Origin of the sequence: Dyella flava (genome assembly GCF_016904955.1) — a bacterium.
Classification (GTDB): Bacteria; Pseudomonadota; Gammaproteobacteria; order Xanthomonadales; family Rhodanobacteraceae; genus Dyella_B; species Dyella_B flava.
Map to the genome: position 1 here is coordinate 279,617 of NZ_JADIKE010000039.1, position 12,687 is coordinate 292,303.

The following is a 12,687-nucleotide window of genomic DNA, read 5'->3' on the forward strand; positions in this document are numbered from 1 at the left end:
TGCGGCGGAATCCTACAGCCTGGCTGGCTCCAGCCTGACGGCTGTTGCAGCCCGGCATGACCGAAATGACAGGCCCCGGCTACACTATTGAGCTCCCCCGATTGTTTCCGGAACTCCTATGGCAGCCCGTTTGAATCCGCTCGATCTGTATGACGTCCGTTCCCTGCTCAGCGATGAAGAGCGCATGGTGCAGGACACCGTGGGCCGTTTCGTCGATGAGAAAGTGCTGCCGATCATCGGCGATTGCTTCGATCAGGGCCGCTTCCCCAAGGAGCTGATTCCGGAAATCGCCAATCTGGGCCTGCTGGGCGCCACCATTCCCGAAAAATACGGTTGTGCCGGCATGAACGGCGTCAGCTACGGCCTGATCTGCCAGGAGCTGGAGCGCGGCGATTCCGGCCTGCGCAGCTTCGCCTCGGTGCAGAGCTCGCTGTGCATGTATCCGATCTATGCCTACGGCAGCGAAGAACAAAAGATGCACTACCTGCCGAAAATGGCGGCGGGTGAGGTGATTGGTTGCTTCGGCCTGACCGAACCGCACGGCGGCTCCGATCCGGCCAATATGAAAACCAACGCCAAGAAAGACGGCGGCGACTGGGTGATCAACGGCGCCAAGATGTGGATCACCAACGGCAATATCGCGCAGATCGCGATTGTCTGGGCGCAGACCGAAGACGGCATCCAGGGCTTCATCGTGCCCACGGACACCAAGGGCTTCACCGCGCAGGAAGTGCACAAGAAGATGAGCCTGCGCGCGTCGGTCACGTCCGCGCTGTTCTTCGACAACGTGCGCGTGCCGGAAGCCAACCGCCTGCCGAACGTGAAGGGCCTGAAGGGGCCGCTCGGCTGCCTGACCCAGGCGCGCTATGGCATCACCTGGGGTCCGATCGGCGCCGCCCAGGCCTGCCTGAAGGAAGTGCTGGACTACACGCAAGAGCGCGTGCTGTTCGGCCGCCCACTGGCCTCCAATCAGGCGATCCAGCTGAAGATGGCCGACATGGCACGCCGTATCACTAGCGCGCAACTGCTTTCGCTGCAGCTTGGCCGTCTGAAGGACGCCGGCAAGATGGAACCCACCCAGGTTTCGCTGGCCAAGTGGAACAACTGCCGCATGGCCATCGATATCGCACGCGAATGCCGCGACATCCTCGGCGGCGCCGGCATCACCGTCGAACACTCGGCGATTCGCCACGCATTGAACCTGGAATCGGTCATCACCTACGAAGGCACCGAGACGGTGCATCAGCTGGTGGTCGGCCGCGAACTCACCGGTATCAACGCGTTCTGATGTGATCCGGCCTGGTGAACCCTCTCCCTTGCGGAGAGGGTGCCGGCAGCACCTGCCCTGGACTCGATCGTGTCGATCCACGCTATCCGCATCGAAACCGAGCGCCTGATCCTGCGCCCACCTGTTGCGGCGGATTTTGACGCGTATGCCGCCCACATGGCCGACGCCGAGGCGGTGCGCTTCGTTGGCGGCGAGCAGCCGCGCGCCAGGGCCTGGCGCGGTTTTTTGGTGGTGGCGGGAGCGTGGGTCATCCAGGGGTTTTCCACTTTTTCGGTGATCGAGAAAGCATCCGGTCGCTGGATTGGACGCATCGGTCCGTGGCATCCGGTCGGCTGGCCGGGAACCGAGATCGGCTGGAGTCTGGTCCGTGATGCCTGGGGCAAGGGATATGCCTATGAAGGCGCGGTGGCGGCGACCGATTGGGCGTTCGCACATCTCGGATGGCATGAAGTGATCCATCCGATCCATCCTGACAACCGTTCCTCGCGGTCGCTGGCCCGGCGTCTTGGCGCGCAACTGCGCGGCACCATGCGCTTGTCATCGTCGATTCCGAACGACGTGGCCGAGATCTGGGGCCAGACGCGCGAGCAGTGGTTGCAACGGCAAGCGAGCCCAAGGAGCTGAAGCATGTTCACTGCCGATCTTCGCATCGAGACCGAACGCCTGATCCTGCGTCCGCCGGTGCAGGACGATTTCGAGGCTTACGCCGCCAACATGGCCGATCACGAAGCGTCGCATTTCATCGGCGGCCCGCAAGCGCGCGAAGTGGCGTGGCGCGGCTTTCTCTCGCTGGCCGGCGCGTGGATGATCCAGGGCTTCTCGATGTTCTCGGTGATCGAGAAAGCGAGCGGGCGCTGGATCGGCCGCCTTGGTCCCTGGTATCCGGAAGGCTGGCCCGGCACCGAAGTGGGCTGGGGACTGGCGCGCGAGGCCTGGGGCAAGGGATACGCCTATGAAGGCTCGGTGGCCGCCATCGACTGGGCCTTCGATCAGCTTGGCTGGAGCGAAGTGATCCACTCCATCAATGCCGAGAACCATTCATCGCAGGTGCTGGCCCGCCGCCTGGGTTCGCAGTTGCGTGGCCCGACCAAACTGCCGCCACCTTACGAAAACATCACCGTCGATGTCTGGGCACAGACGCGCGAGCAATGGAAACAGCGCAAATGACGCCCCTGCCGCAGGCATTGCGCGACGCGCTGGCGGCCGCGGTGCCGCCACTGCAGGGGCATTGCCTTGATGCGTGGGTGGTTATCGGCAGTGCGGCGGCGGCGCTGGCCGGCGCCCAGGTCGAGGTTGCCGATCTGGATCTGCTGACCAGCCAGCGCGATGCAGAACGGCTGATCACGCTTTGGCATGCCGAACTGGATGCGACCTACCAGCCTGCAGCCGGCGACCGTTTCCGCTCGCGCTTCGCCCGCTTCCTGTTCCCCGCCATGCCGGTGGAAGTCATGGGCGGACTCGAACTGCGTGCCGCGCAGGGCTGGATGCCGGTGCGGGTGCATGCGATCGAGCATGTCGCCTGTGCGGGCGTTGAGGTGCCGGTTCCGTCCCGTGCCGAGCAGATTCGCATCCTGGAGAGCTTTGGCCGCCCCAAGGATCTGCAGCGTGCCCACTTGTTACGCGCGCCATGAAATACCGGTTGCCCGCCACACTGGCAGCGCTCAGGTGCGCCCACCGATAATTCCCCATTCCGTGCCGCTGGTCGGCACGTCTTTACCGAGAACTTCGCCATCATGTCCGCCACGCCTATCGCCGCCCGCCACAAGGGCTTCAACCGCGCCGAGATCGTCGACCAGAACTTCACCGAGTTCGTGCAGCTCTGGCAGGGCCAGGTGCACAGCAAGCCGCGCGAGGACGCCCCCATCCTGCCGGGCAGCGCACTTGATGCACGCGGTTTTCGCGAACTGCTGGAATCGCAGCTGATCTCGCGTCATCTCGACCTGATGGCGCGCGTGCTGCGCGTGCAGAACAAAGTGTTCTACACCATCGGCAGTTCCGGTCACGAAGGCAATGCGATGGTCGCGCGCCTGACCCGTCACACCGATCCGGCCTTCCTGCATTACCGTTCCGGCGGCTTCATGGCCGAGCGTTTCCGGAAGCTGCCGGGCATGGATCCGGTGATGGACTCGGCACTGTCGTTCGCCGCCAGCAAGGAAGATCCCGCTTCCGGCGGCCGCCACAAAGTGTGGGGCAGCAAACCGCTTTGGGTATTGCCGCAGACCTCGACCATTGCCTCGCATCTGCCCAAGGCCTTGGGCACCGCGGTCGCGATCGAGCAGGGCCGTCGCATCGGCCATCAGCTGCCGATTCCGGAAGACTCCATCGCTATCTGCTCGTTCGGCGATGCGTCCAGCAATCACGCCACCGCGCAGACGGCGTTCAATGCCGCCGCCTGGACGGCTTACCAGAAGCTGCCGGCGCCGGTGCTGTTCGTGTGCGAAGACAACGGCATCGGCATCTCGGTGAAAACGCCGAGCGGTTGGGTGGCGAACAACTTCCAGCATCGCCCGGATCTCGACTACTTCTTTGCCGATGGCCTGGATCTGGCCGAAGGCTATGCGCAGGTAGCGCGCGCGGTGGAGCATTGCCGCAGCACGCGCCGCCCGACCTTCCTGCATCTGAAGACCACCCGCATCATGGGTCACGCCGGTACCGATTTCGAAATCGAATGGCGCAGCATCGAGGAACTGGTGTCGGTGGAAGCTTCCGATCCGCTGCTGCGTTCGGCCGCTATCGCGCTGGAATCAGGTCTCTACAGCAAGGACGAACTGCTGGCGCTCAACCAGAGCATCCGTCAGCGTTGCTTTGCGGCGGCGGAAGAAGCCGACCGCAGCCCCAAGCTGGAACGGCTGGATGATGTGATGGCCCCGCTGGCGCCGTACACGCCCGAGCAGGTGAAGGCCGAAGCCGAGCGTGCGGATTACAACGACAAGCGCGCCGCCGTCTTCGGTGGCGAAGAAAAACTCCCGGAAAAGCAGCCGCCACGTCACCTGGCGATCCAGATCAACCAGGCGCTGCACGATGTGATGGCGAAGTATCCCGAGACGCTGCTGTTCGGCGAAGACGTCGCGCAGAAGGGCGGCGTTTATACCGTGACCAAGGGACTGTTCAAGGCGTTCAAGGGCGGTCGCGTGTTCAACACCTTGCTCGATGAAACCGTGATCCTCGGCCTGGCCCAGGGCTACGCCAACATGGGCATGCTGCCGCTACCGGAAATCCAGTACCTGGCGTATTTCCACAACGCCTGCGACCAGATCCGTGGCGAAGCGGCTTCGTTGCAGTTCTTCTCCAACAACCAATACCGCAATCCGATGGTGATGCGTGTGGCGTCGCTGGGTTATCAGCGCGGCTTTGGCGGCCACTTCCACAATGACAACTCGATTGCCGCCTTGCGTGATATTCCGGGTCTGGTGGTCGGTTGCGCCAGCCGTGGCGACGATGCCGCGACCATGCTGCGCACGATGATGGCGCTGGCCAAAGTCGACGGGCGTGTCTGTGCATTCCTGGAGCCGATTGCGCTGTACATGACCAAGGATCTTTACGAAGCCGGCGACGGCCAGTGGCAATTCAGCTATCCCGCCCCCGGCGAAGCGATGCCGCTGGGCGAAGGTCGCGTTTATAACGATGACGCGAATGATCTGGTGATCTTCACCTTCGGCAACGGTGTGCCGATGGCGCTGCGTTCGGCCAAGATCATTGGGCAGGACCTCGGCTGGAAGGTGCGTGTGGTCGATTTGCGTTGGCTGGCACCGCTCAACGATGCGTTTATCGCGCAGCAGGCCAAGAGTGCCAAGCGGATACTTGTGCTCGATGAAGGGCGCAAGAGCGCAGGCGTAGGCGAGGGCATCATCACCGCCGTGGTGGAAGCCGGATTTGGTAACACCCCACTGGTGCGGGTGGTGGGCGCCGATACCTACACGCCACTCGCCGGCGCCGCCTTCCTGGTCCTGCCTGGTGACGCAGAAGTGATTGCTGCGGCGAAGAAGCTGGCCGGCAAGAAGTAACCCAAGCTGCGTTTTTTCCAAACGCCCCCTGCTTTCAGGGGGCGTTTTCATGAGCGTGCAGGTGGCCGCGGAGCGATCGCCTTAGCGATTTTGACCATGCGTCGAGTGCGGCCGGTGCGGCATCGCGCTCATCTCCGCGCGCCGTTCAAACGCATGCACGTGGTTGCGGCCATTGAGCTTGACGTAATACATCGCTTGGTCCGCGCGTTCGACCAGGCTTTCCAGCGTGTCGCCCAGGCTGCGCATGGCCAGGCCGATGCTGGCGCTGAGCAGCAGGTCTTTTTGATCGACCGCGATATCCAGGCGGTGTATGCGCCGGCATAGGCGGGTGGCGACCTGCATCGCCTGATCCTGATTTACGCCATGCAGCATGGCCACGAACTCTTCGCCGCCGTAGCGTCCCACCAGATCCGTGGGGCGCAGTTCGCTGCTCAGGATTTCCGCGACGGCCATCAGGGCACGGTCGCCCGAGGCATGGCCGTGGCGATCGTTGAGTATCTTGAAGTGATCCAGGTCCATGAACAGCAGCGCGATCGGCTGTGCTTCCCCGATCGCTTCGGCCAGCATGCTGTTGGCCGCTTCCGTCCAGGCACGGCGGTTGAGCAGACTGGTGAGCGCATCGCGATCGGCCAGCACGCGTACGTTGTCGCGATCGTGGCGCATGGTCAGGGCGCGATCGGCCAGTCCCAGTGACAGCACGATCGCTTCAAACGCACCCATGCCGATGCTGGCGTCATTGAGCCAATCCAGGCTGGGCAGGGCGCCGGTTACCTGCGCGCTGGTCATGGCGGTCAGCACCAGCAGCGGTGTCCAGCCGAGCAGGAAAAACCACGCCTGACGCGACCCGCGTACGCCGGCAATCAACGCGGACAAGAGCAGCAGGAGCGCGCCGAGGATCAGCACCGGATTGACCAGGGCCCTGGCCATATCCATTAATTCGGGAATCTGGCTGCAGCGCAGCAGCACAATCAGCGGCATGCTGAAGCCAAGCGCTATCACCGGCACGCGTAACATGGGTGCGTAGCGGGGCAGATCACAGAATCGGCCCACAAACAACGCGGCAAACGATACCGATAGCGCCGTAGCCGATGTGCCGATCAGCAGTTCCGATCCCGCCAGCCAGCTCAGGCCAAGCGGATGGAACAGGAAGCCGGTTTCGATGCTTTGCACGATGACGTAGCAAAGCATGTAGCCGGTGTACCAGGCGAAGGTCATATCGCGCAGCATGATGGCGAAGCACAAGGCCATCAGCGCCATGGTCACCATCACAGCAAAGCAAGCCGTGGCAAAGCTGAGCCAGTCGGAATCGTCTTGCAGGTAATCGTCCATGTCCTGCAATGCAAAGCGTTCGGGCGCGCTGATGGTGTTGCTGGGTTCGAACTTGAGCAGGATGGGGGCGGTTTGTCCGCGGTCGACGGTCAGGCGAAAAGCCAGCCGGCCATGCCCGTGCAATGGCGCGGTGAAGTCATCCAATGCCAGCGTGCGGGAGGCGCCCTTCTCATCGAACAGGGTGATCGAGCCCATCGGCGCCGGGTAGATGGACAGGACACGTGCTTCATTGGTGTTGGACGGTTCGGGCTGCAGTACGACCCAGCTGCCCAGGGCATCGCGCGGGAACATCTGCAACATCGACGGATTGAAGGGCTTCAGTGCGCCATGCTTGAAGGCGTCGAGTATTTGCGCGGTTGTGTCACCGCGCGTCACTTCGCGCCAGGCTCCGCGCAGACGAGCGCCGGTGCTGGCGTGCAGGAGCGAGAACCACAGCAGCCAGACCAACGGCAAAATCGCGATGACCCATCTGCGTTCACGCCACTTGTATAAAACGTCCCTAGTCACCTCAGCCCCTTTTCCTGAAGTGGCCTCCGCCCGGGTAAACAGACGGCCTGGCCTTGCCCCCGGTCACACCGCATCCGTCTGCAGATCGCCGGTTCCCCGATGGCCGACGGCACCGCCATTGTGAACTTCTGATGGCACGGCGGAGCATTCGGCGCGAATTTGACCCCAGGCTATGCAGGGTGCGTGCCAGCGTGTCACGTCCCTGTAAAACGGTCATCCACAAGAACTTGCGTGCAGTTGACACGGCATTTTGGCCAAGCTATGACCGGGTGTGACAGGCTGGGTCAGGTTCTTCACCACGGAGCTTTTATGGCGACCATCAAGGTGGCGGTACTCGTAGGCAGCTTGCGTAGCGATTCACTCAATCAACGGCTGGCGCGAGCCATCGAGCGCCTGGCGCCGCCGGAGCTGTCATTCGAGCACCTCCGGCTCGATAACCTGCCGTTCTACAACCAGGACTTCGATCACGAGTATCCCTCGGTGTGCCAGGCCTTGAAGCAGCGGATCAAGGCGGCCGATGCCCTGCTGTTCGTAACCCCGGAATACAACCGGTCGATACCGGGCGTGCTGAAAAATGCCCTGGACATTGCGTCGCGCCCCTATGGAACCAACGCGTTTGCCGGTAAGCCAGGCGCCGTGCTCGGCGTGTCAGTAGGGGCGACCGGTACCGCATTGGCGCAGCAGCACCTGCGTAACGTGCTGGCCTACCTGGATGTTCCGCTGCTCGCACAACCCGAAGTGTTTATCAAGTTTCACGATGGGTTGATCACGGCGGACGGCAACATCGGCGTCGAAGGCACGCAGAAATTCCTGCACGGCTTCGTTGACCGCTACGTCGCATGGGTCCGCAAGTTCGTGTAGGTTGGAGTAAGCGCCAGCGCACTCCAACATCGCCATCTCTTACGCAGCGACCAATCATTGCCGGCCCAGGAATGCTTTACGCGCAAAACATGGCATGGCGCCGCTAGGGTGCGCAAGCGCTTACCCCAGCCTACGCAGGCCGGGTTACGCCACCGACCCCGCAATATTTCTCCAGCAATTGCTGCTGTACATCGTGCGGCGTTTGCCCGTCGACGGGCTGCAGCCGCGAATAGCTACCGTCGGTGTTGAGCTGCCACGCCGTGGTGTTGTCCGTCAGATACAGATCGAGTTCTTTGCGGATGCGCTGGCGCAGCTTGCGGTCTTCAATCGGGAAGGAGGTTTCGACGCGGCGGTCGAGATTGCGTTCCATGAAGTCGGCGCTGGCCAGGTACAGGCGTTCGTCGCCATCGTTGGCAAACCAGTAGACCCGGCTGTGTTCCAGAAAGCGTCCGACAATGGAGCGTACCTGGATGTTCTGCGATACGCCGGGAATGCCGGGGCGCAGGCAGCAGGTGCCGCGTATCACCAGATCGATCTTCACACCGGCGCAACTGGCCTTGTACAGCGCGCGGATCATCTTCGCGTCGGTCAGCGCATTGACTTTGATGATCATGTGCGCCGGCTTGCCCGCTTCGGCATGCGCCTGTTCGCGGCCGATCATCTCAAGCAATGATTTCTTCAGCGTAAACGGCGCATGCAGCAGCTTTTTCATCTTCAGCAGCTTGCCCATGCCGGTGAGCTGGCTGAAGAGCTTGTGCACATCCTCGCACAGTGCCGGATCGGAAGTGAGCAGGCTGTAGTCGGTATACAGCCGTGCATTGCCGCTGTGATAGTTGCCGGTGCCCAGATGGGCGTAGCGTTGCAGCTTGTCGCCTTCGCGACGCTGGATCAGCATCAGCTTGGCGTGAGTCTTCACATCGACCACGCCATAGATCACCACCGCGCCTGCCTGCTGCAAGCGTGTCGCCAGGCCGAGATTGGATTCTTCGTCGAAGCGCGCACGCAGTTCGACCACGGTGATCACTTCCTTGCCGGCGCGTGCCGCTTCGACCAGCGCGTCGACGATCTCGGAATTGGCGCCGGTGCGATACAGCGTTTGCTCGATGGTGAGCACCGCTGGATCTTTCGCGGCCTGGCGCACCAGATCGACGACCGGCGCGAACGATTCGTAAGGATGCATCAGCAGCACGTCCTGCTTGCTGATCACCTGGAACAGGTCTTCCGCTTTCTTCAGTGCCTTCGGAATGGCCGGCACGAACGGCGGATATTGCAGTTGCGGACTCTCGCTGCGGGTGACAATGCCGAACAGACGCGTGAGATTGACCGGACCATTGACCTCGTACAGTTCGGCTTCGGTAAGGCCGAATTGCTTGAGCAGGTAATCGGTCAGCAGCTTGGGGCAGTTGTCGGCAACTTCCAGGCGAACGGCGTCGCCGAAACGGCGCGAGGACAGTTCGCCGCGCAACGCGCGTGCCAGATCGTCCATTTCTTCCGGGTCGATGGTGAGGTCGGCGTTGCGGGTCAGCCGGAACTGGTAGCAGCCGCGCACTTCCATGCCCGGGAACAGTTCTTCCGCATGCGCGTGCATGATCGAGGACAGCAGCACATAGTTCTCGCCGCCTTCGCAGACATCGTCAGGCAGGCGGATGATGCGCGGCAGGACGCGTGGCGCCGGCAGGATGGCGAGGCCCGAATCACGGCCGAAGGCGTCCACGCCTTCCAGCTCCACGATGAAGTTGAGGCTCTTGTTGACCAGCAACGGGAACGGGTGAGTGGGGTCGAGGCCGATCGGCGTCATCATCGGCGCCACTTCCTGGCGGAAGTAACGCTGCACCCAGCGCTTTTGCGCAGCGCTCCAGCTTTCCCGGCGGACGATGCGGATGCCGTGCTGATCGAGTTCGGGCAGCAGACGCTCGTTGAGTATGGCGTACTGCCGTGCAATTTGCCGGTGTGCAATCTCGCTGATCTCGGCCAGGGCCTGTTTCGGCGCGATGCCATCCGGCCCCACGATTTCATGCCCGTAAGCCAGCTGTCCCTTGAGACCGGCCGCGCGAATCTCGAAGAACTCATCCATGTTGCTGGAGAAGATCAGCAGGAACTTCAGCCGCTCCAGCAGCGGAGTGCGTTCATCCAGCGCCTGTTCCAGCACGCGGTTGTTGAACTGCAATTGCGACAGCTCGCGGTGGATGTAATAGGTTTTTTCGTTGAAATCGACGGCAGGCGCCGCGTGGGGGGCTTCTGGAATGGTTGCGCTGGCGGCAAGCATGGCGTCTTGGTCGTTGAGTTTGCTCATCGGTGCACCATCCGGGTCACTGGCTATGGGTGGCGACGCCGCACCCGTATGGTCGGGTCACTGCGTAGGCATGTTGCTGCACGGCGTTGACATGGAGATGACATCAACGCGGGCTTTGACTTCGTCCCATCATGCAGCATCCTGCGGAAGAAGGTAATGGCTCGGTGCAGCCCCCAGTGTGCGCCGAAATGCAGCGGTAAATGCACTGGTGCTGCTGTAACCGAGTTCAATCGCCACCTGTGTCACTGATTGGCCGCGTCCCAGTCTTGCCAGTGCGGCAAGCAGGCAGGCCTGTTGCCGCCAGCTGCTGAAGCTCATGCCGGTTTGTTCACGAAACAGCCGGGTAAAGCTGCGGCGACTCATGCCGGCTTTGTTCGCCATGCTGTCGATGTCTATTTCCAGTGAAGGCGACTGGATCAGCGAGCGGCATATCCGCGCCAGGCGCGGATCCTGTGGCAGCGGTGTATTCAGGGGCAGGGTGGGCATGCGGGTGATTTCATCCACCAGCAGGCGCATCAGCAGGTCGTCGCGGCTACCCAGGACGTATTCGATCGGCAGATCCGCCGCTTCGTATAACAGCGCATGCAGTAGCGGTGACACGCTGATCACCGTGCAATGTTCAGGCAGCCCTGCTTTCGCGGCGATCGTGGGAAGCAGATAGGCGCTGCGGGTGCTGGTGGGGCCGCCCATGTGCACGGCGTGCTCCATGCCCGGCGGAATCCACAGCGCCCGCCGGGTCGGCACCGTCCAGGTGCCTTCGGTGGCGGTGACCGTCAGCACGCCGGTGATGGCGTACAGGCATTGGCCGCGCTTGTGGGTGTGATTGGGCAACAGCGTGCCGGATGGGTAGTCGTTGCCGGAGGCGATGACATCGCGCGGGGTGTCTTCGTAGGCGGCGATGCGGGTGTTGCGCATGGCTAAAGCCTGGAATCCTTGATGAAGGAGGGATGGGCTCGTGGGAGCCGCTGGCTTTTGACTTTCCTTGGTTCTGGCCCAAATTCAACAATAGTTGACCCGCTAACGGATGCAGGCCGAATACGGCTACTTTAAGGTGCGACCTGTAGCGAGGCAATCTCGCCCTCCCCCAACTCCTGAGTACCTATGCAGAACTCTGCCGAATCGGTTTCCTTGCCGGTGGGCGCGCAGGCCGACGCCGGCTCCAGCGCCACGGCGCATGCGCATCGCACGGATTTCGCGATCCTGGGCGCGATCAGCTTTTCGCACCTGCTCAACGACATGATTCAGTCGCTGATCGTGGCGATCTATCCGATCCTCAAAGGCGGTTTCCATTTGAGCTTCGGGCAGATCGGCCTGATTACGCTGACCTATCAGGTCACGGCCTCGCTGTTGCAGCCGATAATCGGCATGGTTACCGACCGCAAGCCGATGCCTTATTCGCTGCCGGTGGGCATGGGATTCACGCTGTGCGGTCTGCTGTTGCTCGCGGTAGCGCCGAATTACCCGGTACTGTTGCTGGCCGCTGCGCTGGTCGGGACCGGCTCGTCCGTATTCCATCCGGAATCCTCGCGTGTGGCGCGCCTGGCTTCGGGCGGACAGCATGGCCTGGCGCAATCGCTGTTCCAGGTGGGCGGTAATACCGGATCGTCACTTGGACCCTTGTTGGCAGCGTGGATCATCGTGCCGCATGGCCAGGGCAGCGTTGCCTGGTTCTCGCTGGCCGCGTTGCTGGCGATCGTGGTGCTGATGCAGGTGGGACGCTGGTATCGCCAGCACCACGTCGCACGCAGCAAGGTGGCGCGTCATGTGGCTGGTGAGGCGCTCAGCCGCAACAAGGTCGTCATGTGCCTGTTCATTTTGGGACTGCTGATTTTCTCCAAATATTTTTATCTGGCGAGTATCAGCAGCTATTTCACGTTCTACCTGATGCACACTTTCAACGTGTCGGTGCAAAGCGCGCAGGTGCACTTGTTTGTGTTCCTGTTTGCTGTGGCCGCAGGCTCGCTGATCGGTGGGCCGATCGGTGACCGGATCGGGCGCAAGTGGGTGATCTGGGTGTCGATCCTTGGCGTGGCGCCGTTCACGCTGGCCTTGCCGCACGCCAACCTGTTCTGGACCGGCGTGCTGACGGTGATCATTGGCCTGATTCTGTCGTCGGCGTTCTCGGCGATCCTGGTCTATGCACAGGAATTGATTCCCGGGCGCGTCGGCATGATCTCGGGTTTGTTCTTTGGTTTTGCCTTCGGCATGGGTGGCATCGGTGCCGCCGTGCTGGGACGCGTGGCGGATGTGCATGGCATCGATTATGTGTATTCGCTATGCGCGTACTTGCCGCTGATGGGCGTCCTGGCGATTTTCCTGCCGGATCTGGATCGGCCGATGGCGAAATTGGCGAAAGCTTGATCGCATGCTGCGCCAGCTCTTGCTGGAGAAAAAACGGCCCGCAT

At 62.2% G+C, this 12,687-nt stretch carries 10 protein-coding genes; 7 read left to right on the plus strand and 3 right to left on the minus strand.

The features are described from left to right. The first annotated feature begins 118 nt into the window (after positions 1-118). The 5 genes from ISP19_RS19625 to ISP19_RS19645 all read left to right on the plus strand — a co-directional run bounded on the left by ISP19_RS19625 (position 119) and on the right by ISP19_RS19645 (position 5,292). Positions 119-1,288 (plus strand): acyl-CoA dehydrogenase family protein, encoded by a 1,170-nt coding sequence (locus ISP19_RS19625; RefSeq protein WP_204684101.1) that lies wholly within the window; start codon positions 119-121, stop codon positions 1,286-1,288. Between the two features lie 69 nt (positions 1,289-1,357). Next, a complete protein-coding gene (locus tag ISP19_RS19630; protein ID WP_204684102.1) occupies positions 1,358-1,912 on the plus strand; it encodes a GNAT family N-acetyltransferase in 555 nt (184 codons plus the stop codon). Positions 1,913-1,915: 3 nt separating this feature from the next. Continuing rightward, a complete protein-coding gene (locus ISP19_RS19635; RefSeq protein ID WP_204684103.1) occupies positions 1,916-2,455 on the plus strand; it encodes a GNAT family N-acetyltransferase in 540 nt (179 codons plus the stop codon). Continuing rightward, the gene (locus tag ISP19_RS19640) at positions 2,452-2,919 is read left to right on the plus strand and encodes a nucleotidyltransferase family protein (RefSeq protein ID WP_239556956.1); all 468 of its coding nucleotides are present in this window, start codon (positions 2,452-2,454) and stop codon (positions 2,917-2,919) included. Before ISP19_RS19635 ends, ISP19_RS19640 begins: the two co-directional genes overlap by 4 nt. 102 nt (positions 2,920-3,021) lie before the next feature. Further along, on the plus strand, positions 3,022-5,292 hold the full coding sequence (locus ISP19_RS19645; protein WP_204684105.1) for a thiamine pyrophosphate-dependent enzyme: 2,271 nt from the start codon (positions 3,022-3,024) through the stop codon (positions 5,290-5,292). An 81-nt stretch (positions 5,293-5,373) separates the two neighbouring features. Here the strand turns inward: ISP19_RS19645 and ISP19_RS19650 are convergent, their stop codons facing one another. Further along, positions 5,374-7,128, minus strand: coding sequence for a GGDEF domain-containing protein (locus tag ISP19_RS19650; protein ID WP_284384991.1), 1,755 nt, complete (start codon positions 7,126-7,128; stop codon positions 5,374-5,376). A 309-nt stretch (positions 7,129-7,437) separates the two neighbouring features. Here ISP19_RS19650 and ISP19_RS19655 point away from each other — a divergent pair, with 309 nt between their 5' ends. Beyond that, complete coding sequence (locus ISP19_RS19655) at positions 7,438-7,989, plus strand: NADPH-dependent FMN reductase (protein ID WP_204684106.1); 552 nt, start codon at positions 7,438-7,440, stop codon at positions 7,987-7,989. 130 nt (positions 7,990-8,119) lie between these two features. On the opposite strand, the gene ppk1 is transcribed toward ISP19_RS19655, so the two are convergent. Both ppk1 and ISP19_RS19665 read right to left on the minus strand, forming a co-directional pair. Beyond that, positions 8,120-10,255, minus strand: a complete 2,136-nt coding sequence (gene ppk1, locus ISP19_RS19660; RefSeq protein WP_379945899.1) for a polyphosphate kinase 1 — start codon at positions 10,253-10,255, stop codon at positions 8,120-8,122. A gap of 156 nt (positions 10,256-10,411) precedes the next feature. Next, entirely contained in the window at positions 10,412-11,197 is a 786-nt protein-coding gene (locus tag ISP19_RS19665) for an AraC family transcriptional regulator (protein ID WP_204684108.1), read from the minus strand. 186 nt (positions 11,198-11,383) lie between these two features. Between ISP19_RS19665 and ISP19_RS19670 the strand changes: the two genes are divergently transcribed. After that, entirely contained in the window at positions 11,384-12,643 is a 1,260-nt protein-coding gene (locus ISP19_RS19670; RefSeq protein WP_204684109.1) for an MFS transporter, read from the plus strand. Positions 12,644-12,687 lie beyond the last annotated feature (44 nt).